Annotated in this window: 21 protein-coding genes and 2 tRNA genes; 16 read left to right on the top strand and 7 right to left on the bottom strand. The window is 44.7% G+C overall.

Annotated features, from left to right (window positions below; all coding sequences use genetic code 11):
• The first annotated feature begins 16 nt into the window (after positions 1-16).
• The gene (carB, locus tag AC2UZJ_RS03260) at positions 17-3,247 is read left to right on the top strand and encodes a carbamoyl-phosphate synthase large subunit (protein WP_486948691.1); all 3,231 of its coding nucleotides are present in this window, start codon (positions 17-19) and stop codon (positions 3,245-3,247) included.
• Positions 3,248-3,334: 87 nt separating this feature from the next.
• Here the strand turns inward: carB and AC2UZJ_RS03255 are convergent, their stop codons facing one another.
• Complete coding sequence (locus AC2UZJ_RS03255) at positions 3,335-3,955, bottom strand: histidine phosphatase family protein (RefSeq protein ID WP_486948690.1); 621 nt, start codon at positions 3,953-3,955, stop codon at positions 3,335-3,337.
• A 106-nt stretch (positions 3,956-4,061) separates the two neighbouring features.
• Here AC2UZJ_RS03255 and AC2UZJ_RS03250 point away from each other — a divergent pair, with 106 nt between their 5' ends.
• Together AC2UZJ_RS03250 and greA are read left to right on the top strand one after the other, a co-directional pair.
• Positions 4,062-5,378 (top strand): solute carrier family 23 protein, encoded by a 1,317-nt coding sequence (locus AC2UZJ_RS03250; protein ID WP_486948689.1) that lies wholly within the window; start codon positions 4,062-4,064, stop codon positions 5,376-5,378.
• A gap of 89 nt (positions 5,379-5,467) precedes the next feature.
• Positions 5,468-5,944 carry a transcription elongation factor GreA gene (gene greA / locus AC2UZJ_RS03245; RefSeq protein ID WP_486948688.1) on the top strand — a complete coding sequence of 159 codons (477 nt, stop codon included), beginning with the start codon at positions 5,468-5,470 and terminating at the stop codon, positions 5,942-5,944.
• An 80-nt stretch (positions 5,945-6,024) separates the two neighbouring features.
• On the opposite strand, the gene AC2UZJ_RS03240 is transcribed toward greA, so the two are convergent.
• Positions 6,025-6,438 (bottom strand): YhbY family RNA-binding protein, encoded by a 414-nt coding sequence (locus AC2UZJ_RS03240; RefSeq protein WP_486948687.1) that lies wholly within the window; start codon positions 6,436-6,438, stop codon positions 6,025-6,027.
• 17 nt (positions 6,439-6,455) lie between these two features.
• Here AC2UZJ_RS03240 and AC2UZJ_RS03235 point away from each other — a divergent pair, with 17 nt between their 5' ends.
• The 4 genes from AC2UZJ_RS03235 to glmM all read left to right on the top strand — a co-directional run bounded on the left by AC2UZJ_RS03235 (position 6,456) and on the right by glmM (position 11,376).
• Positions 6,456-7,088: an RlmE family RNA methyltransferase gene (locus tag AC2UZJ_RS03235; RefSeq protein WP_486948686.1), complete on the top strand. Its 633-nt coding sequence runs from the start codon at positions 6,456-6,458 to the stop codon at positions 7,086-7,088.
• A gap of 105 nt (positions 7,089-7,193) precedes the next feature.
• A complete protein-coding gene (ftsH, locus tag AC2UZJ_RS03230; RefSeq protein ID WP_486948952.1) occupies positions 7,194-9,152 on the top strand; it encodes an ATP-dependent zinc metalloprotease FtsH in 1,959 nt (652 codons plus the stop codon).
• A 40-nt stretch (positions 9,153-9,192) separates the two neighbouring features.
• Positions 9,193-10,032, top strand: a complete 840-nt coding sequence (folP, locus tag AC2UZJ_RS03225; RefSeq protein ID WP_486948685.1) for a dihydropteroate synthase — start codon at positions 9,193-9,195, stop codon at positions 10,030-10,032.
• A 3-nt stretch (positions 10,033-10,035) separates the two neighbouring features.
• Positions 10,036-11,376, top strand: a complete 1,341-nt coding sequence (gene glmM / locus AC2UZJ_RS03220) for a phosphoglucosamine mutase (protein ID WP_486948684.1) — start codon at positions 10,036-10,038, stop codon at positions 11,374-11,376.
• On the opposite strand, the gene AC2UZJ_RS03215 is transcribed toward glmM, so the two are convergent.
• Complete coding sequence (locus AC2UZJ_RS03215) at positions 11,356-12,870, bottom strand: Ppx/GppA phosphatase family protein (protein WP_486948683.1); 1,515 nt, start codon at positions 12,868-12,870, stop codon at positions 11,356-11,358. The genes glmM and AC2UZJ_RS03215 overlap by 21 nt on opposite strands.
• 88 nt (positions 12,871-12,958) lie before the next feature.
• On the opposite strand from AC2UZJ_RS03215, the gene ppk1 reads away from it, so the two are divergent.
• From ppk1 to AC2UZJ_RS03180, 7 genes are all read left to right on the top strand, one after another.
• On the top strand, positions 12,959-15,031 hold the full coding sequence (gene ppk1, locus AC2UZJ_RS03210) for a polyphosphate kinase 1 (protein WP_486948682.1): 2,073 nt from the start codon (positions 12,959-12,961) through the stop codon (positions 15,029-15,031).
• Positions 15,032-15,108: 77 nt separating this feature from the next.
• Positions 15,109-16,167 carry a phosphate ABC transporter substrate-binding protein PstS gene (gene pstS, locus AC2UZJ_RS03205; protein WP_486948951.1) on the top strand — a complete coding sequence of 353 codons (1,059 nt, stop codon included), beginning with the start codon at positions 15,109-15,111 and terminating at the stop codon, positions 16,165-16,167.
• Positions 16,130-17,092, top strand: a complete 963-nt coding sequence (gene pstC, locus AC2UZJ_RS03200; protein WP_486948681.1) for a phosphate ABC transporter permease subunit PstC — start codon at positions 16,130-16,132, stop codon at positions 17,090-17,092. Before pstS ends, pstC begins: the two co-directional genes overlap by 38 nt.
• 21 nt (positions 17,093-17,113) lie before the next feature.
• Positions 17,114-17,980: a phosphate ABC transporter permease PstA gene (gene pstA / locus AC2UZJ_RS03195; protein WP_486948680.1), complete on the top strand. Its 867-nt coding sequence runs from the start codon at positions 17,114-17,116 to the stop codon at positions 17,978-17,980.
• Positions 17,981-18,009: 29 nt separating this feature from the next.
• Positions 18,010-18,795, top strand: coding sequence for a phosphate ABC transporter ATP-binding protein PstB (gene pstB / locus AC2UZJ_RS03190; protein ID WP_486948679.1), 786 nt, complete (start codon positions 18,010-18,012; stop codon positions 18,793-18,795).
• Between the two features lie 65 nt (positions 18,796-18,860).
• The gene (locus AC2UZJ_RS03185; protein WP_486948678.1) at positions 18,861-19,607 is read left to right on the top strand and encodes an ABC transporter substrate-binding protein; all 747 of its coding nucleotides are present in this window, start codon (positions 18,861-18,863) and stop codon (positions 19,605-19,607) included.
• Between the two features lie 4 nt (positions 19,608-19,611).
• Positions 19,612-20,895: a DUF2254 domain-containing protein gene (locus AC2UZJ_RS03180; protein ID WP_486948677.1), complete on the top strand. Its 1,284-nt coding sequence runs from the start codon at positions 19,612-19,614 to the stop codon at positions 20,893-20,895.
• A gap of 42 nt (positions 20,896-20,937) precedes the next feature.
• Here the strand turns inward: AC2UZJ_RS03180 and AC2UZJ_RS03175 are convergent.
• The 4 genes from AC2UZJ_RS03175 to AC2UZJ_RS03160 form a co-directional block, all read right to left on the bottom strand.
• A tRNA-Pro gene (locus tag AC2UZJ_RS03175) sits at positions 20,938-21,014 on the bottom strand.
• Positions 21,015-21,552: 538 nt separating this feature from the next.
• Positions 21,553-23,031, bottom strand: a complete 1,479-nt coding sequence (locus tag AC2UZJ_RS03170) for a phospholipase D-like domain-containing protein (RefSeq protein ID WP_486948676.1) — start codon at positions 23,029-23,031, stop codon at positions 21,553-21,555.
• 2 nt (positions 23,032-23,033) lie between these two features.
• Complete coding sequence (locus tag AC2UZJ_RS03165; RefSeq protein WP_486948675.1) at positions 23,034-23,252, bottom strand: hypothetical protein; 219 nt, start codon at positions 23,250-23,252, stop codon at positions 23,034-23,036.
• 110 nt (positions 23,253-23,362) lie between these two features.
• A tRNA-His gene (locus AC2UZJ_RS03160) sits at positions 23,363-23,438 on the bottom strand.
• Positions 23,439-23,592: 154 nt separating this feature from the next.
• Here AC2UZJ_RS03160 and AC2UZJ_RS03155 point away from each other — a divergent pair.
• Complete coding sequence (locus tag AC2UZJ_RS03155; RefSeq protein WP_486948674.1) at positions 23,593-24,219, top strand: L-threonylcarbamoyladenylate synthase; 627 nt, start codon at positions 23,593-23,595, stop codon at positions 24,217-24,219.
• Positions 24,220-24,263: 44 nt separating this feature from the next.
• The gene (locus tag AC2UZJ_RS03150; RefSeq protein WP_486948673.1) at positions 24,264-24,914 is read left to right on the top strand and encodes a site-2 protease family protein; all 651 of its coding nucleotides are present in this window, start codon (positions 24,264-24,266) and stop codon (positions 24,912-24,914) included.
• Positions 24,915-24,945: the final 31 nt, after the last annotated feature.

The following is a 24,945-nucleotide window of genomic DNA, read 5'->3' as shown; positions in this document are numbered from 1 at the left end:
GCCCAAACAGACTATTATGCCTAAGCGTACAGATATAAAAAGCATTCTTATTATCGGGGCTGGCCCAATTGTGATTGGCCAGGCATGTGAGTTTGATTACTCCGGCGCCCAAGCTTGTAAAGCTCTAAAGGCGGAAGGCTACCGTACTATTCTTGTGAATAGTAACCCCGCTACCATCATGACAGATCCAGATACAGCCGATGTGATTTATATTGAACCCATCACTTGGCAGGCTGTAGAAAAAATTATCGAGCGTGAAAAGCCCGATGCCTTACTGCCCACCATGGGTGGTCAAACGGCTTTAAATTGCGCTTTGGAGTTAGAGGCAAAAGGCGTACTCGCTAAGCACAGCGTGGAAATGCTAGGTGCGAATGCAGAGGCCATTGATAAGGCCGAAGATCGCTTGAAGTTCAAAGACGCCATGACCAAAATTGGCTTAGAATCTGCCAAGTCTGGCGTGGCTCATTCCATGGCTGAAGCCTGGGAAGTGCAGCAGCGTATTGCTAAAGAGATTAACTCTTCTGGTTTCCCAGTGGTGATTCGCCCTAGCTTTACCCTAGGTGGTACCGGCGGTGGTATTGCCTATAACAAAGAAGAGTTTGAAGAAATTTGTCGTCGGGGTTTAGAAGCTTCGCCCACTAAAGAGCTACTCATTGAAGAGTCGTTATTGGGCTGGAAAGAGTATGAAATGGAAGTGGTACGTGACAGTGCCGATAACTGCATTATTGTGTGCTCCATTGAAAATCTAGACCCCATGGGAGTACACACGGGTGATTCCATTACGGTTGCACCCGCTCAGACCCTTACCGATCGCGAATACCAAATTATGCGTAATGCCTCCATTGCGGTATTGCGCGAGATTGGTGTAGAGACAGGGGGTTCTAACGTACAGTTTGCTTTAAACCCTGAAAACGGCCGCATGATTGTGATTGAAATGAATCCGCGTGTGTCTCGTTCTTCGGCCTTGGCTTCCAAAGCCACGGGCTTTCCTATTGCTAAAATTGCCGCACGTTTAGCGGTGGGCTACACCTTAGATGAGCTTCAAAATGAAATCACAGGCGGTTTAACGCCGGCTTCTTTTGAGCCCTCCATTGATTATGTGGTTACAAAAATTCCACGTTTTGCTTTTGAGAAATTCCCGCAGGCAAACTCTCGCTTAACCACACAAATGAAATCGGTGGGTGAGGTGATGGCTATGGGGCGCACCTTTCAAGAGTCCTTTCAAAAGGCTTTACGTGGCTTAGAGGTAGGTGTAGATGGTCTGAATCAAATGACCACTGACCGTGAAAAACTGCAAGTAGAGTTGGGTGAGCCCGGTCCAGAGCGTATTTGGTATGTGGGTGATGCCTTTGCCCAAGGTATGAACCTAGACGAAGTACACAATATCACCAAAATTGATCCTTGGTTCCTAGCGCAAATCGAAGAAATCGTCAAAATCGAATTGGCCTTAGAGCAAAAAACATTAGCTGATTTAGACAGAGATACCTTATTTGGCCTTAAACGTCGTGGATTCTCAGATCGTCGCTTGGCGTTCTTACTGGATACGGTTGAGTCCGAAGTGCGTAAATTACGTCACCAGTTAGATGTGCGCCCTGTATATAAGCGCGTAGATACTTGTGCAGCAGAGTTTGCTACCGATACCGCCTATATGTATTCCACCTATGAAGACGAATGTGAGTCCAAGCCCACTGATCGCAAAAAAATCATTGTTTTAGGGGGCGGGCCTAACCGTATTGGTCAAGGTATTGAGTTTGATTACTGTTGTGTACATGCTGCGATGGCATTACGCGAAGATGATTTTGAAACCATCATGGTTAACTGTAATCCTGAAACCGTTTCTACCGATTACGACACCTCAGACCGTCTATATTTCGAGCCGCTCACCCTAGAAGATGTGCTAGAGATTGTGCATATTGAAAAACCCGTGGGCATGATTGTGCAATATGGCGGTCAAACCCCTCTAAAATTAGCCCGTGCTTTAGAGGCAAATGGTGTGCCTATTATTGGCACTAGCCCTGAGTCCATTGATATAGCTGAAGACCGTGAACGCTTTCAAAAGCTGCTTAATAAGCTAGGTTTACGTCAGCCGCCAAACCGTACAGCGCGTACTGAAGCCCAAGCCATTGCCTTAGCGGCTGAGATTGGCTATCCCTTAGTCGTGCGTCCTAGTTACGTGTTGGGTGGTCGTGCCATGGAAATTGTGCATGAGCAAGCTGATTTAGAGCGCTATATGCGCGAAGCCGTTAAAGTCAGTAATGATTCCCCCGTTTTACTGGATCATTTCTTAAATGATGCTACTGAGGTAGACGTAGATTGTATATCTGATGGCACCGATGTGTTTGTTGGTGGGGTAATGGAGCACATTGAGCAAGCTGGGGTGCATTCAGGTGATTCTGCGTGTAGCTTACCGCCTTACTCCTTGTCTGAAGACATAGTCGAAGAGATTCGTCGTCAAACCGCTTTAATGGCCAAAGCCTTAAATGTAAAGGGTTTAATGAACGTGCAATTTGCCATCCAAGACGATGAAGTTTACGTCTTAGAGGTAAACCCACGCGCTTCCCGTACCGTTCCCTTTGTTTCTAAGGCGACTGGTTTACAAATGGCAAAGCTGGCAGCGCGAGTTATGGCGGGGGCTAAAGTTAAAGACTTAGATATGTCCGCCAAAGCCAAGCCGGGCTTTTATGCTGTGAAAGAAGCCGTTTTCCCCTTTGTAAAATTTCCTGGGGTTGACACCATTCTGGGCCCGGAGATGAAGTCCACCGGTGAAGTGATGGGGGTAGGGCGTAGCTTTGGCGAGGCCTTTGTGAAGTCTCAAATGGCTGCTAGTGTTAAGTTACCTAAGTCTGGTAAAGCGTTTATTAGCGTACGTGATGCCGATAAGGTAGAGGCCGTGGAAGTAGCACGAGGCTTAATCGATTTAGGCTTTAGTATTGTGGCCACGCGTGGTACTGCTACTGCCATTGAGGCTGCAGGTTTAGCGGTGCAGGTGGTAAACAAAGTCACCGAAGGCCGTCCACATATCGTAGACATGATCAAAAATGGTGATATTGTCTTAGTGGTAAACACGGTAGAAGAACGTCGCAATGCTATTGTAGATTCACGTACTATTCGCACGAATGCTTTGGCAGCAGATTTAGCCTACTACACCACTATTGCAGGTTCCTTAGCAGCGGTTGAGGGGTTGCAATATTTACGTGATGGTGATGGCTTGATTGTGTATTCTTTAGAAGATATGCACGGCGGCTAATCATTCATCGTACTAAGCCTAAAAAGCCTGTGATGCTTTTCAATGCATCACAGGCTTTTTTTGTTATTGAATTAAATACTGGGTAATTTAAAGGTGATCGATTTGGCCCCACGCGATTTCATGCCACTGTTGGTTTTTATCAATAGTGAAATGGTTGACACTGGCATTCATAATACGCATAGGGCGCAAGGTAGTGAGACCTAGATTTTGAATGCGACGCCACACCATATCAATCACACCACCATGAGCAATCACAGCCAGATGCTGGTTGGGACGTTCTGCGGCGATACGCAAAAAAGCATTAACAATACGGTCATGAAATACCTTTAATGTTTCTCCCTCCGGAACCTCTAGGTTTGGATCGCGTAAATTGATTTCCGGCTCCGGCTGATCGGGCAGCTGTAAAAGTTGTCGCCAAGGGTGACCTTCATAAATACCGTAATTACGTTCACGCAGTTGGGGGTCTTGTATTAAAGGAGTGTTGCTATGACCTTCTAGTGCGATTTGTGCCGTTTCTACAGCACGTTTCAAGTCACTACTCATCACCGCATCAAAAGCAACTTGTTGCGCCTCTAATAACTGTCGTACGGCTAGAGCTTGCTGCTTGCCTACGTTATTGAGCGGCATATCCCGCCAGCCTTGTAGGCGCTGCTCTGCATTCCAGTCAGTTTCACCGTGTCGAATAAGCCAAAAATGAGTTGCTTGCATAGAGTGTTAATAAATAAGAATAAGGAAATAAAGTAATTTGCTTTGTACATACAGTACAATTTGAAGGTATAACAAACACCAAACATTCTACTCAATACAACCCATTATGTCTGAATCCTATTTCCCGCGTTGGCGCCGGGTAAGTTCTGTTGCGCCAGATGCTGTTGTTCAACCCGATGAATATTTATCCGCTCCCCAAAGTGTGGCCATGGCAGCCCAGCATGTGGTGGCCATGTTTGGTTCCACCATCTTAGCGCCATTATTAATGGGTTTTGATCCTAATATGGCTATATTAATGTCAGGCATAGGGACATTGATTTTTTTCTTTTTTGTGGGCGGCCGCGTGCCAAGTTATTTAGGCTCCAGTTTTGCTTTTATAGGCGGAGTGATAGCAGTTACCGGTTATGCAGGGAGCGGTGTAAATCCAAATATAGGCGTGGCGTTAGGCGCTATTATTATTTGTGGTTTGGTTTATACGCTTATAGGAGCTGTGGTGTGGTTTGCTGATGCCCGCTCGGGTGGAGCTGCACATATCATCAATAAAATGATGCCGCCGGTAGTCACCGGAGCTATTGTGGCGGTGATTGGCTTAAACTTAGCACCTATTGCCGCTAAAGGTGCTATGGGAGCAGGTACTTTTGACTCATTAATGGCATTGATGACGGTGGCCTGTGTAGGTGGTATGGCGGTTTATAGTCGGGGTATTGTCCAACGTCTATTAATTCTTGCAGGGCTTATTGTGGCCTGTTTATTGTATGCTGTTTTTACCAATGGCTTTGGTTTGGGCACGCCCATAGATACTTCAGAGGTAGTACAAGCCGCTTGGTTTGGTTTACCTCACATCTCCAAACCTGTATTTGAAATTCAAGCCATGACCATTATTGTGCCGGTGGCTATTATTTTAGTGGCTGAGAATTTAGGTCATGTTAAGGCAGTATCTGCCATGACGGGCCAAAACCTCGATAAATATTTAGGTAGGGCTTTTGTAGGTGATGGTGTGGCTACCATGTTCTCGGGTTCTATGGGTGGCACCGGTGTGACTACGTATGCGGAAAACATTGGCGTTATGGCAGCCACGCGTATTTATTCATCATTAGTGTTTGCCATCGCCGCATTAATTGCCATATTTTTAGGTTTTTCACCCAAGTTTGGTGCTATTATTCAAATGATTCCTGGCCCGGTGTTGGGGGGGATGTCTATAGTGGTGTTTGGTTTAATCAGTATTGCAGGAGCTCGAATTTGGGTAGTAAATCAAGTGGATTTCAGTAAAAGTAAAAATTTACTGGTCGCTGCCGTGACTTTAATTTTGGGTGCTGGTAACTTCAGCTTAGAATTAGGTATAATCAAACTAGATGGTATAGGCACTGCCACTTTTGGTGCTATTTTAATGCATGCGTTTTTATCCATGCGTAAAACTATGTAGCACTTGCATTTTTGGCCACTTTTGCCCACAATATTTTGTATGGCGCTCCTATTTCTTTGGGGCGTTTTTCATTTTTAATCAGGAAAACTATGTCTGCGATTCCCTTGACTATACAGGGCGTTGAGCGTCTGAATGTTGAGTTAAAACGTCTAAAAACAGTAGAGCGCCCCAATGTAATTAATGCAATAGCCGAAGCCCGTGCTCACGGTGACCTTTCTGAAAATGCAGAGTACGATGCGGCTCGTGAGCGCCAAGCTTTTGTAGAGGGGCGCATACGCGAGTTAGAAGGCACCATCTCAAATGCTCAAGTGATTGATCCCACCACCTTAAATGTGGGCGATAAAGTAGTATTTGGTGCCACCGTAACCATTGAGGATTTAGATACTGAGGAGCAGTTAACCTATCAGATTGTAGGCGATGTAGAGTCTGATATCCGCCAGAATCGTATCTCTATTTCTAGCCCAGTGGCACGTGCTTTAATTGGTAAAAGTGAAGGCGATGATGTAACCGTACAGGCGCCGGGTGGCGCGCGTGAGTACGAAATTGTAAAGATTGAGTATGTGTAATACTGGCTTAGTGCTTGCGAGAGACTAAGCAAAAAGCCCACAGATATTTAAACTCTTAAATAGATGTGGGCTTTATTTTTTTAACGGCGAGGACGAACTTTTCCTGACTTAGACTTGACTAAACCAGCAGCCGCGAGTTTTTTAGGTGTATAGGGTTCAGAAGGCTTACGTACTGCGCGCGTGGTAAGTGGGTCTTCACCGAGTACCGAGGGGCGTTCTGAGTTTTCACGGTAGATAGTAAGAATTTTACCAATGTGATGAATAGGCTCAGCGTTTAGTTCAGAGCATATTTTTTCAAACATGGCTTTACGAGCTTCACGATCATCGCCAGATACCCGGATTTTTATTAACTGGTGTACAGTTAAGTGCACGTTAATTTCTTTAAGGACGGCATCAGTGAGGCCGTTGTCTCCAATTAAAACAACGGGGCGTAAATCATGTGCTACGGCACGTAATTTGTTACGTAGCGGAATAGATATAGTTAATGTAGGCATAATGAGATTGTACGGGAATGGGCAAGAAAAAAACTTCTAAAGCATGGATGCAGCAGCATATTAATGATCCTTATGTTAGATTAGCGCAACAAAAGGGCTATAGAGCACGCGCGGCTTTTAAATTATTGGAAATCATAGAAACAGAAAAATTGTTGCACCCTGGCAACATTGTAGTTGATTTGGGTGCAGCACCAGGAAGCTGGTCTCAAGTGGCGCGTGAGCGATTATTACAAAATGGCCAATTAAATGGTCGTATTATTGCTTTAGACATGCTGCCTATGGAGCCCATAGAAGATGTGGATTTTATTTTAGGTGATTTCAGGGAAGATGAGGTATTAGAAGAATTAAAACGTTTATTAGATGGTCAATTAGTAGACCTTGTAATTTCGGATATGGCCCCCAACTTATCAGGTGTGGCCGCCGCTGATTCTGCTCGCATAGAACACGTGGTTGAATTAGCGGTTGATTTTGCTATAAATCACCTTAAAGCAGATGGGGCGCTTATTGTTAAAGCCTTCCACGGCAGTGGTTACTCACAGTTAGTTAAATTATTTAAAGAGCATTTTCATCAAGTGAATACACGTAAGCCTAAATCGTCTAGAGATCGCTCTTCTGAAACTTTTTTGGTTGGACGCCAATTAAAAACATAACATTCCGCTAAGACGCCCTATTATCGGGTAGAATGTTCATATATAGCGCTTGTACAGTTTATTGTCAGTTTTGCTGTGCAGGTTAAAGCAACTAGGAGGTTGGTGTTGAACAACTCATTTTCCAAAGTCGCCGTTTGGATGGTTATCGCGTTAGTGCTGTTTACTGTATTTAAGCAGTTTGACGGGCGCCCGATGGCTAGCGACGGTGTGACTTATACTCAGTTTATGGACGATGCCCGCTCAGGCCGCATCGCTAAAGTCGATATTCAAGGTGATACCTTACACGTAACGCCCGATTCCGGTCGTTCCTATACCTTAACTTCACCCGGTGATCTCTGGATGGTTCCAGAGTTAGTTAAATCTGGGGTGCAGGTATCAGGTAAAGCACGTGAAGAGCCTTCTTTCTTGGCCAGCATATTTATTTCTTGGTTCCCCATGTTGTTACTTATAGGGGTCTGGATATTTTTTATGCGGCAAATGCAAGGTGGCGGCAAAGGCGGAGCTTTTAGCTTTGGTAAGTCGCGTGCCCGCATGATGGATGAAAATACAAACCCCATTACATTTGCTGATGTGGCTGGCTGCGATGAAGCCAAAGAGGATGTGCAGGAGATCGTGGATTTCCTAAAAGACCCTTCTCATTTTCAGCGTTTAGGTGGTCGTATTCCACGTGGCGTGCTTATGGTAGGGCCTCCCGGTACCGGTAAAACCTTATTAGCTCGTGCCGTTGCCGGTGAAGCCAAAGTGCCATTTTTCAGCATTTCAGGTTCTGATTTTGTGGAAATGTTTGTGGGTGTGGGTGCCGCACGTGTACGCGACATGTTTGAAAACGCCAAAAAGCAAGCTCCTTGCATTATCTTTATTGATGAGATTGATGCGGTAGGTCGTCAGCGTGGTGCTGGCATGGGCGGTGGCAATGATGAACGCGAACAAACATTAAACCAGTTACTGGTAGAAATGGATGGCTTTGAAAAAGGCCAAGACGTTATTGTGATTGCAGCCACTAACCGTCCAGATGTACTCGATCCTGCTTTATTGCGCCCAGGTCGTTTTGACCGTCAAGTCATGGTTTCCTTGCCTGATATCCGTGGTCGTGAGCAGATTTTGCATGTGCATATGCGTAAGGTGCCGCTATCTCCTAACGTAGACGCGCAAATTATTGCGCGCGGTACACCAGGCTTCTCCGGTGCAGACTTAGCTAACTTAGTTAACGAGTCCGCTTTGTTTGCTGCTCGTCGCGGTGGTCGCACTGTTGATATGCAAGACTTTGAAAAAGCCAAAGATAAAATCATCATGGGTGCAGAGCGTAAATCCATGATCATGCCTGAGGAAGAGCGCCGAAACACAGCCTATCACGAATCAGGTCATGCCTTGGTAGCGCGTTTATTGCCTAAAACAGATCCCGTGCATAAAGTGACTATTATTCCGCGTGGTCGTGCCTTAGGTGTCACCATGCAGTTGCCAGAGCAAGATCGTTACAGCATGGATAAAAGTCATTTGCTCAATATGATTGCTGTGTTATTTGGTGGTCGTATTGCCGAAGAGGTGTTCATGAATCAAATGACAACTGGTGCCTCTAATGATTTTGAGCGTGCTACGCAAATTGCACGTGATATGGTTACCAAATACGGCATGAGTGACTCCTTAGGCATTGTGGTGTACGCCGAAAATGAAAACCAAGGTTTCATGGGTGGCGGTGGACCAACGATGTCCGAAGATACCATGCAAAAGGTAGACCAAGAAGTGCGTCGCATCATTGATGAGCAATACGCTATTGCGCGTAAGCTAATCGAAGATAATCGCGATAAAATGGAAGCCATGACTCAAGCTTTGCTTGAGTGGGAAACCATCGACGCCGATCAAATCAACGACATCATGGAAGGCCGTCCTCCCCGTCCCCCTAAAGACTACGATGACACGAAAAAGCCTGGTTCTTCCGATAACACGCCACCTCCTGGTGCCATTAAGGCTGAAGATGAGGTGACTGAGGGAACGGTTCGTGAGGGTGGTGATAAAGGTGATGAAGCGTCACCTGATGACAAACCGGCTACGCATCCCGTGGTGTAAGTTTTAATATTTAATAACTAATAATTTAATAATATATTCCATGAAAAAAACATGGCTTTGCGGGCGCTACGAATTAAATTTCGAGCGCCCGTTATTGATGGGTATAGTTAACATTACCCCCGATTCCTTTTCCGATGGCAGTCAGTATTTGCAGACTGATGCTGCTATTGCTCATGCTAAGCGGTTGATTGCAGATGGCGCAGATATTTTAGATATAGGTGCTGAGTCAACGCGACCAGGCGCAGAACCCGTGCCTTTAAATGAAGAGTTACACCGCTTACTACCTGTGATTGAAGGCTTACGCGTGTTAGACGTACCTATATCTGTAGATACCTTTAAGCCAGAAGTGATGCGGGCGGTATTAGATGCAGGCGTAGATATCATTAATGACATCGCAGGCTTTAGGTATGCAGCATCTATAGAAGCGGTGGCTAATTCAAACTGTGGCCTGTGTGTGATGCATATGCAAGGTGAGCCGCGTACTATGCAGCAACAGCCTCATTACGAGGATGTTAATGCAGAGGTACAGCGGTTTTTAGCTCAACAGGTAGCCGCCTTACGTCATGCAGGTGTGGCTTCAGAACGGATTATGCTTGATCCAGGTTTGGGTTTTGGTAAGTCTGTTGCGCATAATTACAGCCTATTACGTGATTTTCCGCAAATTCAGTTAGAATCGTATGCCTATCCATGGCTTATTGGCTTGTCCCGCAAATCAATGATTGGTCACTTGGTTGATAAACCACCCCAGCAGCGATTGGCGGGTAGCTTAGCGGGTATGTTAGCGGCTGTAGCTCGTGGTGCTGCGGTAGTGCGAGTACATGATGTGGCAGAGTCCGCTGATGCCTTAAAAGTATGGCTAGCTGTAGAAAAAGGAATATAAATAATGAGCGAGCGTAAGTATTTTGGTACCGATGGTATTCGGGGTGAAGTAGGTGGGGCAAAGATTAATGCTGAGTTTGCCCTGCGTTTGGGTTATGCCGCTGGTGTGGTGTTATCTAAAGCGCAAACGTCTGTTAATAGACCCACGGTGGTGATAGGTAAAGACACGCGTATTTCTGGCTATATGCTGGAGTCTGCCTTAGAGGCGGGTTTTTCATCAGCCGGGGTGGATGTGCTTTTAGTGGGGCCGGTGCCAACGCCTGCTGTAGCCTATTTAACGCGCACCTTGCGCTTAACGGCGGGTATTGTGATCAGCGCTTCGCATAATCCTTATTATGACAACGGTATCAAGTTCTTTTCAGCACAAGGCATGAAATTGCCGGATGAGCTTGAGCTGCAAATTGAACAAGCCTTGGAGCTGCCTCTAAAGTGTGTGCCTTCAGATAAATTAGGGCGAGCGCGACGCTTAGAAGATTCGGCGGGTAGATACATTGAGTTTTGTAAAAGCACCTTTCCAAATGAGCTGGATTTAGCTGGATTAAAACTCGTAGTCGATGCAGCCCACGGCGCTGCTTATCACATTGCCCCTCATGTATTTCGTGAGCTAGGAGCAGAAGTCTATGAAGTGGGCTCTGAGCCCAATGGTTTTAATATCAATGATGGCGTAGGAGCCATGTATCCGGAACGCTTGCTTGAAGTAGTACGTGAGCGTGGTGCGGATATTGGTATTGCCTTAGATGGTGATGCCGATCGCTTGCAAATGGTAGGTAGTGATGGCCGTCTATATAATGGCGATGAGTTGCTTTACATGATTGTGCGTGACCGTATGCTGACAGAAAAAGTGGAAGGCGTAGTAGGCACACTCATGACGAATTTGGGTTTAGAAAATCGTCTTAAAGAGCTAGGCGTGGAGTTCATACGAGCTAATGTAGGGGATCGTTATGTATTGGAAAAGCTCTTAGAAAAAGGCTGGCTCTATGGCGGAGAAAGCTCAGGGCATTTATTGTGTTTGGATTATCATACTACCGGGGATGGCATTATTGCTGCGCTTCAAATTCTCACCGCTATGCGCCATCATGGTAGTTTATTGCGTGAGCTAGTAGAAGATCTCACCATGTATCCGCAGAAAATGGTGAGTATAGATTGGGAGCAAGGCCGTGATTGGACACAGTGTGCGGCCTTAGTGGCTGCTAAAGAGCAGTTAGAGGCAGATTTAGGCAGTCGGGGACGTGTATTGGTACGCCCTTCCGGTACTGAGCCCGTATTACGTTTAATGGTAGAAGCTGAAGACTTATCTTTAGTAGAAAAAGGTATAGAACGTTTATTAGCCGTGGATCTTAGCTAAACGGTTCGTATACACCAATTTAACGCTCATCCCCGCTTTAGCCCATTCGTTTTGTTCGGCTCGTAACGAGAACTCTGATAAAGGTCGAGCGGCGATCCAGTGTTTATCTGCATAGATAGTGGCCCCGGTACTATCCATCTGAAGGCGTAGGGGTAAGGGGTTTACGTCCTCTCTTCTACGCATCAACATCAGACTTAAACGTAAACACAATAAAGTCAGTCTTTGTTCTTTAGAGCTAGGCTGACTTTTTAATTTATCAAGTTTACCTAGCTGTTCTAGAGTGAGAAAAGCAAGTAGAGCTTGGTCATCCCGAGAAAAACCGGGCATATCAGCATGTTCTAGCACATATGCCGAGTGCTTATGAAAATCATTATGTGCTATAGATAGCCCTACTTCATGTAAATCTGCCGCCCAGCCCAGCGCTTTTTCTAAGTCGTGGTTGTCGGTATTAGCCGTCAGATTCAGCTGTTTAAATAAAGATAAGGCGGCTTGTTTAACGCGTTGCGCCTGTGCTTGATCCAATTGATAACGTTTTTTGAGTTGTAATACGGTTTCTTCACGTTTGTCGCGGTCAGAATCCCTACCTAGTAAATCATACAATACTCCCATGCGTAAGGCGCCTTCGCCTAGCAGCATCATGTCTATTTTTAACTCTTCAAAAATAGCAATCATAATAGCTAAACCTGCAGCTAAAACTGGGATACGGTGCAGCTTAATACCGGGTAAGTCTTCTACAATAACGCGTTTATCCCGTACTAGTTTTTGGCGTAATAAATACATCCCTTCTAAGGTGATGCCCCGAATGGAGTAAGCATTCCCCACTAATATGGCTTCAATACCTTTAGCGGTGCCTGAGGAACCATAGGCTTGCTGCCAGCCGTTTTTACGGTATTGCTGAGCAATCACTTCTATTTCTCGGCGCGCACTCCAAATGGCTTGGTTCATACGGTTTTCAGTAATTAAGCCGCTGCTGAAAAATCGATCGGTGTAACTCACACAGCCCATAGCTAACGAGGCGAGTAGCTGAGGGTGATTTTTACGGCCAATAATGATTTCTGTAGAGCCCCCCCCAATATCTACCATAAGACGACGAGATGGAGACGGAGGTAGAGAATTATTCACCCCAGCATAAATTAAACGTGCTTCCTCATAGCCTGAAATCACTTCAATAGGAAAACCCAGCGCTTCTTCTGCGACCTCCAGCATGTCTTCTCGGTTTGAGGCTACTCTGAAAGTATTGGTGGCTACGGCGCGTACACGATTGGGGTGAAAGCCTTCGATGCGCTCGTGAAAGCGCTGTAAGATGGTTACAGCGCGTTTTATCGCATCCGGGTGAATACGCTTATCTGCGCCCATCTGAGACGCTAAGCGTACAGACTCATTGAGACGGTCAACCGCATAAATTTGCGCATGGCCGTTGTTTTGTTCCACGCGCCCTATAGATAAACGAAAGCTGTTTGAACCTAAGTCTACAGCGGCAAGTAATTGGTCCATAATGAATAATAGATTGTGAGATAGATGTTGATTATACGTTGTTATTACCGCACTGCAGCATAATTACAAAAACCATTAAGATATAGCCATGATTCCAAATTCTAATGTCATGCTCATTAACCGTGAGCTCTCCCTATTGAAGTTTAATGAGCGGGTGTTAGCGATGGCGGAAAACCCTCTTGTACCCTTATTAGAGCGCTTACGTTATTTATGTATTGTGAGTTCAAACCTCGATGAGTTTTTTGAAATACGCGTAGCATCTCTCAAGGAGCAAATTGCTCAAGCCCCTGGGCAGGTACGTGCTGACGGCTTTACTGCCACTGAAGCGTTAGCAGGCATTCAACGTCTTATGCATGGTTTAGTAGATAAACAGAACGACTTATTATTAGAAGCAGTGCTACCTGCGTTGGCACGCGAAGGTATTGGTCTTTTGCGCCCTGCTATTTGGAATGCATCACAGCATGAGTGGTGTTATCAACGTTTTCTTCATGAGATCATGCCATTATTGACTCCTATAGGTGTGGAGCCGGCGCACCCCTTCCCACGAGTTTATAATAAAAGTTTAAATTTTATCGTCTCTTTAGCGGGAGAGGATGCTTTTGGTCGTACGGCAGCCATGGCGTTGGTGCAAGCCCCACGTTCCTTACCACGTTTACTAAAAATGCCTACGAGTATTGCAGGCATGGCGCATGGGTTTGTATTGCTGAGTGCTTTGATTAGTACATTTATTTATGAGCTTTTCCCAGGCATGACCGTAAAAGGTTGCTATCAATGGCGTGTTACGCGCAATAGTGATTTGTTTGTGGATGAGGAAGAAGCTACCAATTTGCGCAAAGCCTTACAAGGCGAATTATCACAGCGTAATTTTGGTGCAGCAGTGCGTTTGGAGGTGGATGTTTCTATGCCACAAGAGTTAGTAGCTTTTTTGCAAAAAGAATTTGTACTAACTGAAATAGATACCTATGCCGTCTTAGGTCCAGTTAACTTATCGCGTTTAGAGCAATTGTGCGATATTTCTGATAGACCTGATTTGCTATTTAGGCCTTATCATGCACCAGTTCCTGTCCCATTTAATTGTTTAGAAAATTTGAAAGATATTTTTGATCTGCTCGCACAGCAAGATCAGTTGTTACATCATCCCTATCAGTCTTTTCAACCTGTTTTGAGTTTTTTACGAGCGGCAGCAGCAGATCCACAGGTGGTGGCTATTAAACAGACTATTTATCGTACAGGTGAAGATTCAGAGCTTATGAATTTACTCATACAAGCTGCCAAAGCCGGTAAAGAAGTGACTGTGGTGGTGGAGTTGATGGCACGATTTGATGAGCAGACCAATATTAATTGGGCAGCACGTTTGGAAGAGGTGGGGGCCCATGTGAGTTATGGCGTACTGCGTTATAAAACCCATGCCAAAATGCTGCTGGTATTACGCCGAGAAAAAGAAGGGATACGACGTTATGTGCATTTGGGTACAGGTAATTACCACCCCCATACCGCCCGTTTATACACCGATTTTGGGTTATTAACCGCCGATCCTGCTATAGGAGCAGATATAGAGCAAGTTTTTAGCCAATTAACAGGCTTAGGAGGCCACCGCAATTTACAGGTGCTAGTGCAGGCCCCCTTTAGCTTGCATGACACCATGTTAAGGCGTATTAGCCTTGAAGTAGAACAAGCTAAAGCGGGTAAAAAAGCGCATATTATGGCAAAGATGAATGCCTTACTTGAGCCGCGTATTATTCAAGCCCTTTATGCTGCCAGTCAAGCTGGTGTGCAGATAGACTTAATTGTACGAGGTGCTTGTGCCTTACGATCCGGTGTGATTGGTTTATCAGAAAACATACGGGTGCGCTCCATAGTTGGACGGTTTTTAGAGCATGCCAGAGTGTATTATTTCTATAATCAAGGTACTGAAACGGTGTATATGTCCTCGGCAGATTGGATGGATAGAAACTTCTTTCGCCGTGTGGAAATAGCCGTACCTATTAACTGTAAACGCATTAAAGCGCGTTTAATTAAAGAGGCTTTTAGTTATGCTTTATTAGATAATCAGTTGGCTTGGGAGGCACTGCCAGACGGTAATTACACTCGGGTGACCCCCAGTTCAAATAAAAAAATCGTTAATTTACATAAACAGCTTATGCAAGAGCTAGGGCAATAACTGAAAGCTTGTCATGAGTTTGTCATATTGGCGTCTTACACTATTGAGTATTCATGAATTTGCACGCGGATGTTTCTATGATCAAAAGTGTGGTTTTTAAATTATTAACAGGGCTAGTACTTAGTGTTTTGGCATTAAGCGCTCAGGCGGCTAATGTTACGGGCGCAGGGGCGTCTTTCCCTTATCCTGTCTATGCTAAATGGGCTGCTATGTACCATAAAGCAACAGGTAAACAGGTTAATTATCAGTCCATAGGTTCAGGCGGGGGGCAGCAGCAAATTATTGCCGGTACGGTTGATTATGGCGCTTCCGATGACCCAATGAAGTATGAAGACTTAGTCAAACATAATTTAGTACAGTTTCCCGCCGTAATTGGTGGCACCGTACCCGTAGTTAATATTGATGGTGTGGGTCCCGGTGAGTTGAAACTATCCGGTTTGGTTTTAGGGGATATTTATTTAGGAAAAATTAAACGCTGGAATGACCCTGCTATTCAAGCTATTAATGAAGGTTTGACGCTTCCTGATAAGACCATTGTAGTGGTGCACCGTTCAGATGGATCAGGCACGACTTTTGGCTGGACTAATTACCTTTCAAAAGTCTCTCCCGATTGGAAAAAAATAGTGGGTGAAGGCAAGGCGGTGAAATGGCCCGCGGGTCAAGGGGGTAAAGGCAATGAAGGGGTAGCAGCGTACGTGAGTCAGCTGGATAATACGATTGGTTATGTGGAGTATGCCTACGCGCAGCAAAACAACTTGGCTTGGGTGCGCTTACAAAATAAAGACGGTAATTTTGTAGCGCCTTCGCAGCAAAACTTTGCTGCCGTAGCTGAAAATGTGGATTGGTTAAACACTCCGGGCATGGGGGCCATACTGACGAATCAGCCTGGTGAAAATTCTTGGCCGGTGACGGCAGCTTCTTTTATATTGTTAAAAGAAGAGCAAGCCCGTCCGCATAAAGCTCGTGCAGTATTGGAATTCTTTGATTGGGTGTTTGATCATGGTGGAGAAACAGCCATTGAGCTGTCATACGTACCGTTACCTCCGGCAGTAGTGAAGCAAATTCAGCAGCTTTGGGCGCAAGACATTAAAGCCAAAGATGGCAGTGACATTTGGAAGTCTTATGAAATCGAATAAAAACGTTATTTTTGATCTGCTATTTAAAAATATTACCAAAGGCTTTGCGCTTTTTGTTTTTATTTTATTAGCGGCTATTATGATCTCCTTAATAAATGGTAGTAAGGAGTCTATCGCTGCTCATGGCATTGCCTTTTTATGGACTAACGAATGGGATCCAGTAAATAACCAATACGGTGCGCTTGTACCTATTGTGGGCACCTTGTTTACTTCATTCATAGCTTTAATCATTGCCGTACCCGTGTCTTTTGGTATTGCCATGTTTTTAACCGAGCTCTCTCCTGCTTGGTTGCGCAGACCTTTAGGCATTGCCATTGAAATGCTGGCTGCTATTCCATCTATTATTTATGGAATGTGGGGCTTATTTGTTTTTGTGCCTATATTTCAACGCTACGTGCAACCGGCCATTATTTCATTATTTGATGGAGTGCCGGTATTGGGAGCTGTATTTGCTGGACCCCCCTTTGGTATTGGCGTATTTACGGCTGGCTTGATTCTTTCCATCATGATTATTCCTTTCATTACGGCGGTGATGCGTGATGTGTTTGAGGTGGTGCCTCCTATGTTGAAAGAGTCGGCCTACGGGTTAGGTAGCACTACGTGGGAGGTGATGTGGAAGGTGGTGTTGCCCTTTACAAAAAATGGCGTTATAGGCGGTATTATGCTGGGTCTGGGGCGTGCCTTAGGTGAAACCATGGCGGTTACCTTTGTCATAGGTAATGCCTTTAATTTACCTGATTCCATTTTTGCGCCTTCAAACTCTATTGCCTCAGCCCTAGCGAATGAGTTCAATGAGGCAGGCGGCATACAGAAATCTGCACTACTAGAATTAGGTTTAATTCTATTTTTGATCACCACTATTGTGTTAGCTATCTCTAAGCTATTGCTGTATTACTTGGCTAAAAATGAAGGCGTAAAGGCCTAAAAGGTATAAAGGGTTACTCATATGCAAAAAACAAATACCTCTATTCTAGGCTCTGATAATCCTCTTTATCATCGCAGGCAGCGTTTTAACCGATTTATGCTTACTCTTTCAGGGACAGCATTAATATTCGGTCTGTTTTGGTTATTTTGGATTATTCTTACCCTTCTTGTTAAAGGTGGGGGTGCTTTAAGCTTAAGTTTATTGACGCAAACCACGCCGCCACCTGGTGAGGCAGGAGGGCTGTTAAATGCAATCGTAGGCAGTTTTATGATGGCAGGGGTGGGGACGCTTATAGGCACACCCATAGGCGTGCTAGCCGGCACGTATTTAGCTGAGTTTGGTCAGCGGGGTTGGTTAGCTCCAGCTACTCGGTTTTTAAATGATGTGCTGCTGTCTGCTCCCTCTATTGTGATTGGTTTATTTATTTATGCCATTTATGTAGCGCAGTTTAAACATTATTCAGGGTGGGCGGGTGCGCTAGCATTAGCCATATTAGTCATTCCGGTAGTGGTACGCTCTACCGATAATATGCTGCAGTTAGTGCCTAATAGTTTACGTGAGGCCGCTGCCGCCTTAGGCTGTCCGCAATGGCGTATAGTCGTTTATATTAGTTATAGAGCAGCAGGCTCGGGGATCATGACAGGTGTGTTGCTGGCTGTGGCCCGTATTGCGGGTGAAACGGCGCCTTTATTATTTACGGCGTTAAATAACCAGTTTTTGTCTTTAGATATGAATGGTCCTATGGCCAATTTGCCCGTGGTTATTTTTCAGTACGCAGCCAGTCCTTTCGAAGATTGGAATCGCTTAGCTTGGGCGGGAGCGGTATTAATTACGTTGTTTGTGTTGGCCATTAATTTGCTAGCACGTACTTTATTTCGCAGTAAGTAAACCCTATTTTTTATTTTTTGAATTTTATTATGCACAGTACAAGTACGACGCCAAAGACTGAAAAAACCAAAATCGAAGTTAATGATCTTAATTTCTATTATGGTGATTTTCAGGCAATTAAAAATGTCAACATGAGCATCAAAGAAAATAAAGTCACCGCATTTATTGGGCCTTCAGGTTGTGGTAAGTCCACTTTATTGCGTACTTTTAATCGTATGTATGAGCTTTATCCTGGGCAGCGTGCTGAGGGGCAAATATTACTTGATGGTGAAGATTTATTGTCTTCCCGTTTAGATATTTCCTTGATTCGCGCTAAGGTGGGTATGGTGTTTCAAAAGCCCACGCCTTTTCCTATGAGTATTTACGATAACATCGCCTTTGGAGTGCGTTTATTTGAAAAGCTGAGTAAAGGGGAAATGGATGAGCGCGTAGAATGGGCTCTTACTAAGGCAGCGCTTTGGGATGAAGTTAAAGATAAGTTACGCCAAAGTGGTAATGGTTTATCTGGTGGGCAGCAGCAGCGTTTGTGCATTGCTCGTGGTGTGGCGATTAAGCCCGAGGTGCTATTATTAGATGAGCCTACCTCCGCCTTAGATCCTATCTCTACGGCTAAGGTAGAAGAGTTAATCTCCGAGCTTAAAAACGATTATACTGTGCTTATCGTGACGCACAATATGCAGCAAGCCGCGCGCTGTTCTGATTACACGGCTTATATGTATATGGGGGAGCTCATGGAGTTTGGTGATACCGATCAAATTTTTGTGACCCCGGCTCGTAAAGAAACCGAAGACTATATTACAGGGCGATTCGGTTAATAACCGCAGTAAATAATCGTCTAGTAAAAGCAGCCTTCGGGCTGCTTTTTTTGTGGAGACAATCAATGCCAAACAAGACAAAAAATATAAATAATACTATCAATACCGTAATTTCTAGCTTAGCGCCGCAAGGGGAGCTACGGGTAGCCTTAAACTATGGCAATACGGTATTAGCACAACGTGGTAAGGATGGGGTGCCTTTGGGCGTATCGCCAGATTTAGCACGTGAGTTATGCCGTCGTTTAGGGCTAGTGCCGCGGTTTATTAGTTATGATGCGGCGGCCGATGTGGCGAAAGCGGCTGCTGAAAATGCCTGGGATTTAGCCTTTATGGCCATAGATCCTAAACGCGGTGAACATATAGATTTCACTAAAGCCTATGTGCAGATAGAAGGCACGTATTTAGTTAAAGATAATGCGCCTTGGTTAAAAGTAGAAGAATTAGACCGCGAAGGGGTGCGTATTGCTGTGGGGCAGGGGGCGGCCTATGATTTATTTTTATCGCGTCATTTAAAGCATGCTGAGCTTGTAAAACTATCCACTTCTGCTGCCGCCATTCAAGGTTTTGTAGATCAAGGCTTAGAAGCCGCCGCAGGAGTACGCCAAACGTTGTTAGGTTTTAGTGAGGAAAATCCAGGTTATCGCCTTGTAGATGGTTATTTCACCGCTATTCATCAAGCCATGGCGCTACCCAAAGGCCGTGATGCGGCCTTGCGGTATGTATCTGATTTCATAGAAGAAATGAAGACGAATGGTTTTGTGATAGAGTCTTTAGCGCGTAGTGGTCAAAATGGTGTAACGGTAGCGGATTGAAATAATGAAAGCACATAAGATCTGGGAGTTAAAGGCTTTATTAAAAGAGATCTGGGTACGTGTTACCTTGTTTTCTTTACTTGGGCTAGTTACCGCTTTATGTGGGCTTTGGTTTAATCGCTATGTGCCTAAAGATTGGGCGGATGTGGTGGGGGCCGATTCGGTTCATAGTATTTTAACTATTTTGGCCTCTAGCATGTTAGCGGTAACCACTTTTTCATTGAATACTATGTTGGGGGCATATAACTCGGTGAGTACTAATGTAACACCTCGAGCTACCCAGTTGCTCATACACGATCAAACCACCCAAAATGTACTTTCTAGTTTTGTGGGAGCCTTTGTTTTTAGCATTGTCGGGATTATTAGTTTGCAAGCGGGTGTGTATGGCAGTCGCGGTAAGGTGGTGATTTTTGCTGTTACTTTGGTAGTGGTAGTGGTGGTGGTGATTGCACTGTTACGCTGGATTAATCATCTTATGCAGTTTGGTCGGTTTGGAGAGGCGGCGCAACGCGTAGAAAAAGTTACTGCTAAGGCATTAAAAGTACAAGCGCAACGCTCTTGTGAAAAAACACAACTTTTACCCGTAGAGTGGAAAGCGCCAGCTCAGGCTATGGCTATTTACGGCCCCACGAACGGTTATTTACAACATATAGATCTAAGTGCTTTAGCGGAGCTGTGTACCGAATCAGATCAACGTATTTTTTGTGTGACTAGGCCCGGTGAATTTATTACTACGGCCACAGTAGTTGCTTATAGTTTAGGGCTTAACTCTGAACAAAATGAGGCAATACATGACGCCTTTGTATTGGCGGTAGATCGTTCTTTTGAGCAAGATCCCCGTTTTGGCTTACGTACTTTATCGGAGATTGCTTCTAGGGCGCTTTCTGCTGCTGTGAATGATCCGGGTACGGCGATTAATATTATTACGCGCGGCACACGTTTATTAGCGGTATACAGTGATTATTGCCAAGAATTACAAAAAGAAAACAGTGAGGAAGCTAAAGATGAAGACGTTGCTTATCAAGTGTATGTGATGCAGCCTACGCTTGAGGAGTTGTTTGACGAGTTTTTCACCCCTATAGCGCGTGACGGGGCATCATTAATTGAAGTGATGTTAGCTTTAGCTAAGGCTTTAGAACAATTAGCGGATATTAATCCTCAAGCGTATAGAGCTTTAGCGCAGAAGCATATGCATAGGCTTATAGAGCGAGCCAATCATGTTATGAGTCTGGAGCACGATAAAACGCGCTTGTATGTAAAAGCAAATAAAATACTCACCCAGTCATAAATAAAAAAGCCTTGCAGAAATAACTCTGCAAGGCTTTATATTTGGTCGGGGCGATAGGATTTGAACCTACGACCCTCTGGTCCCAAACCAGATGCGCTACCAGGCTGCGCTACGCCCCGAAAGAATGTAATATAGCATGGTCTTTAATAAAAAGGCAAGCCTTATTTGTAAATAATGCTTTTTCAGTGTTTTTTGAGCCTAAGTAGTAAACTTGACGCATAAAACTTGACGCATAAAAAATATACGTGCTGCTAAAGAGTAAATAATAGGGTACAATCATTTGCTTAGCGCTCTTAGCTCAGCTGGATAGAGCACGTGCCTTCTGGTTCGCTAGCATTGCTAGCATTTAAATTGGGCCTCTAAGTGGAAACGTTTAGAGTGTAAGACGTCAAATTCGGGGAAACCTTACTTGTTAAGAGTTGGCAATCCCGAGCCAAGCCTAGTTATTTCTAGGAAGGTGTAGAGACTAGACGGCGTCTACCTAAAGCTTAATTGCTAGGGTAAAGGGATAGTCCAGCACACAAAGCCGTTAGGTGGTAGTGAAAACTATAGTGTGATGAAGCACGGGGTCACAGGTTCGAATCCTGTAGGGCGCGCCAGATAAAATAAAGAAACCAGCGAAAGCTGGTTTTTTTATTTTCTAAAATTGATTAGTAATTACAAATAAGGACTGGCGAGCCAGATCACTCTATTTACCAAACGCTGCTTAAAGGGCAGTTTTTTCAACGTGTCTAGGGTTAGAAGTTCGGCGGTTTTAATGGGGGCGTCGATGAGGTCTTCGATTTGTTTGGCCATATCATGGCAATAAATCTCTACATCCAACTCAAAGTTTAAGCGCAGACTGCGGGGGTCTAAGTTGGAAGAGCCTACGTAACTCCATTGACCATCAATGGTAATGAGCTTGGAGTGATTAAAAGGGCCTGTATTAAGCCATACATTACAGCCTGCGGCAATAACTTCATCCATTTGTGCCATCATCGCACGGCTAACTAAGACTAAGTTATTGTGTTTAGGAATAACAATATCTACGCGCACCCCGCGCATAGCGGCGGTGTTAATAGCGCCCATTAACACTTGATCGGGTAGGAAATAAGGGGATTGAATACGTATGTGTTTATTTGCCGTAGCAAAAGCTCCTTGCAGCATAGAGTGGTTGCTGGCTAAAAAGCGATCAGGGCCTGAGCGTATGCAGCGCGCTGGCACTTGAGGTGCAGGCACATCCCAGACGCAAGCACACCAAAAATCATAACTTAAGTTTTCTTTGGTGGTGAATTCCCAGTCATGGGCAAAGGTAGACATCAATTGCAATACTACCGGACCTTCAAAACTAAAGTGTGTGTCTTGAGCCGGGTTATTGTTACTGTATTTACTGTAAAAACTTTCTCGAATATTCATACCACCTGCAAACGCAAGATGACCATCCACAATCAGCATTTTACGGTGACTACGCAAATTCGTGTAAGGACGACGTATAAAGCTCAACGGTAAAAAAGAGGTGGACATAAATAAGGCGCATATAATGCCTTGTTTACGTAAAAATCGATGAATAGGAGGGTGAGAATACTTGGCCCCAATGGAGTCGATGAGGACACGAATTTGCACCCCTCGTTTTTTAGCACGAATAAGGGCATCCGCAAACTGCTGACCAATACGGTCACTATCAAAAATATAGCTTTGCAAAGCTATAGAGTGTTCCGCTTTTTCAATAGCTGCTAGCATAGCGGGGTAGGCAGCATCGCCACCTGCTAAGAGTTTTATATGATTGCCATCTCGTAGCTGAAAATGACTGATACGATCCCCCAAAGCTTGCAGTGAACTAAGTTGCGGGGTGAAAGAATCGTCCAGCTGAGCTAGGGGCGGTGAGTTTTTACTGCTGTATTCTTTGATACTTTGATCACGCAGCTCAGTGATTTGTGTTTTGCGTATTTTATTGATGCCCACAATAAAATAGAGGGCAGATCCCATAAAAGGCGAAAGAAAAATCACGCCTACCCAACCTATAGCAGCACGCACCTCTTGTTTGGTCATAGCGGCATGTATAGCCGTGGGGATACTGATCAATAAGCTTAGGATTAAGGCTATATGTGGCCAAAAATCGACGATAAAAAGATAGAGGTCTTTAGGGAGATGTGTCATTTTTAAGGGCGTAAACGCAGGCTGTGAATCCAGTTTGGATTGGCTGGAGCATGGCAGGCAAACTGTTGGTGTCTGGAGTTTGATCGCCATACGCCGCCACCTATGCTTGGTTCAGGCTCTACACTATACCAATACCAGTCGCCATTTTCATCTTGTGCACACCAATTAAAACCCACCGGCGCATCCTCCCAAACCGGGCCAGAATCCGATATTAAACCCATCGTATTATACTCCCCCGCAGGAAGCGGCCCATGGCCGCGATTAGGCCAGAATTGACCTTGACTACGATCACAAAAAAAGCCCGTATAAAGATACGGGCTTTTTAATATTTTGGGGTGGCCGACGGGGCTCGAACCCGCGACAACCGGAATCACAATCCGGGACTCTACCAACTGAGCTACGGCCACCACTGTTTTTTTACATGATTCACAGATTTTTTTAAGTAGCTGTGTATGTAAAGATGATACTATAGCATATAAATAAAAATAATGCACACTCTTTGTTTTTGCTAAGCTTATACTAAGTAAGACTTACGTAAAACCGCTTCACAAAGGAGACATTATGGCTCAGATGTTTGAGGTTCACCCTAAAAATCCCCAAACTCGTTTATTGACACAAGCCGCTGAATTGCTAGCTAAAGGCGGCTTAGTTGCTGTACCTACGGATTCCAGTTATGCCGTGGTAGCTCGCTTAGATGATAGAGCTGCTGCAGAAAACTTACGCAAATTACGCGGCTTAGATGAACGCCATAATTTAACGTTGCTTTGTAGAGATTTGGCAGAAATTAGTCATTTTGCTCGAGTAGATAACAGTCAATATCGATTATTGAAATTAGCGACTCCTGGGCCTTGGACTTTTATTTTAGAAGCCACCAAAGAGATACCGCGACGTGTATCGCATCCTTCGCGTAAAACCATCGGTATTCGCGTTCCCGAAAATCCAGTGATTTCTGGTCTTATTGATGCGGTGGGTTCACCACTATTGTCTACTACCTTAATACCAGAGGGTGAAGACATGGCCTTAAATGATGCAGAGGCAATTTTTGAGCGCTATCAGCATCAGTTAGCTGCGGTTATTGATGGTGGAGCGTGCCCGGCTGATTTTACTACGGTGATTGATCTTAGCGGCGCAACGCCTGAGCTCATACGTAGAGGTTTAGGTGACCCACAAAAATTAGGTTTAGATTAAGCATTTATTATGGCATTAGGCCGTATCTTACTTATTGAGTTCTGATGGAAAGTTTTATTCAAACACTCGCGGTCTATGCCATCCCCGTTTTATTTGGTATTACGCTACACGAAGCAGCGCACGGTTATGTGGCGCGTTATTTTGGTGATCATACCGCTGAGCAAGCGGGCCGAATTAGTTTAAATCCGGCTCGACATATTGATCCTATAGGGACTATAGCTGTACCTTTGTTCTTATTGATTAGTACCAAGCTCTTAGGGGGGGCGGGGTTATTGTTTGGCTGGGCTAAGCCCGTACCCATTACTTGGTCTAGATTACGTAATCCTAAAAAAGATATTTTATGGGTGGCATTAGCAGGCCCTGCCTCTAATTTACTCATGGGCATACTTTGGGTATTGGCGTTGCGTTTTGCTGTCACTTTAGGGGCTGATATACATAGCTTTTGGGGTAAAATGGCTATAGCTGGAGTGCAGGTTAATCTGGTTCTTATGGCCTTGAACTTAGTTCCTTTGCCGCCTTTAGATGGGGGGCGTATTGTCTATAGTTTATTGCCCCAACCTTATGCTAATCACTATGCGCGTATAGAGCCTTATGGCATGGTGATACTTATAGTACTAATGTTTACCGGTACTTTATGGACTATCTTGGCACCCTTGATCAGTTTCGGTAACGCTATTATGCGCTTTTTCCTCTGATTCTAGCCGGTTTGGTTATTAATCCGTTAAA

The sequence above is a fragment of the Paenalcaligenes sp. DL 309 genome (assembly GCF_057475285.1).
This window is presented reverse-complemented; position numbering and strand designations above follow the sequence as displayed.

Coding starts and splice junctions, on each gene's coding strand:
- carB (WP_486948691.1), top strand. CDS start 17: ATGCCTAAGCGTACAGATATAAAAAGCATTCTTATTATCGGGGCTGGC.
- AC2UZJ_RS03255 (WP_486948690.1), bottom strand. CDS start 3,955: ATGCAAGCAACTCATTTTTGGCTTATTCGACACGGTGAAACTGACTGG.
- AC2UZJ_RS03250 (WP_486948689.1), top strand. CDS start 4,062: ATGTCTGAATCCTATTTCCCGCGTTGGCGCCGGGTAAGTTCTGTTGCG.
- greA (WP_486948688.1), top strand. CDS start 5,468: ATGTCTGCGATTCCCTTGACTATACAGGGCGTTGAGCGTCTGAATGTT.
- AC2UZJ_RS03240 (WP_486948687.1), bottom strand. CDS start 6,438: ATGCCTACATTAACTATATCTATTCCGCTACGTAACAAATTACGTGCC.
- AC2UZJ_RS03235 (WP_486948686.1), top strand. CDS start 6,456: ATGGGCAAGAAAAAAACTTCTAAAGCATGGATGCAGCAGCATATTAAT.
- folP (WP_486948685.1), top strand. CDS start 9,193: ATGAAAAAAACATGGCTTTGCGGGCGCTACGAATTAAATTTCGAGCGC.
- glmM (WP_486948684.1), top strand. CDS start 10,036: ATGAGCGAGCGTAAGTATTTTGGTACCGATGGTATTCGGGGTGAAGTA.
- AC2UZJ_RS03215 (WP_486948683.1), bottom strand. CDS start 12,870: ATGGACCAATTACTTGCCGCTGTAGACTTAGGTTCAAACAGCTTTCGT.
- ppk1 (WP_486948682.1), top strand. CDS start 12,959: ATGATTCCAAATTCTAATGTCATGCTCATTAACCGTGAGCTCTCCCTA.
- pstS (WP_486948951.1), top strand. CDS start 15,109: ATGATCAAAAGTGTGGTTTTTAAATTATTAACAGGGCTAGTACTTAGT.
- pstC (WP_486948681.1), top strand. CDS start 16,130: ATGGCAGTGACATTTGGAAGTCTTATGAAATCGAATAAAAACGTTATT.
- pstA (WP_486948680.1), top strand. CDS start 17,114: ATGCAAAAAACAAATACCTCTATTCTAGGCTCTGATAATCCTCTTTAT.
- pstB (WP_486948679.1), top strand. CDS start 18,010: ATGCACAGTACAAGTACGACGCCAAAGACTGAAAAAACCAAAATCGAA.
- AC2UZJ_RS03185 (WP_486948678.1), top strand. CDS start 18,861: ATGCCAAACAAGACAAAAAATATAAATAATACTATCAATACCGTAATT.
- AC2UZJ_RS03180 (WP_486948677.1), top strand. CDS start 19,612: ATGAAAGCACATAAGATCTGGGAGTTAAAGGCTTTATTAAAAGAGATC.
- AC2UZJ_RS03170 (WP_486948676.1), bottom strand. CDS start 23,031: ATGACACATCTCCCTAAAGACCTCTATCTTTTTATCGTCGATTTTTGG.
- AC2UZJ_RS03165 (WP_486948675.1), bottom strand. CDS start 23,252: ATGGGTTTAATATCGGATTCTGGCCCGGTTTGGGAGGATGCGCCGGTG.
- AC2UZJ_RS03155 (WP_486948674.1), top strand. CDS start 23,593: ATGGCTCAGATGTTTGAGGTTCACCCTAAAAATCCCCAAACTCGTTTA.
- AC2UZJ_RS03150 (WP_486948673.1), top strand. CDS start 24,264: ATGGAAAGTTTTATTCAAACACTCGCGGTCTATGCCATCCCCGTTTTA.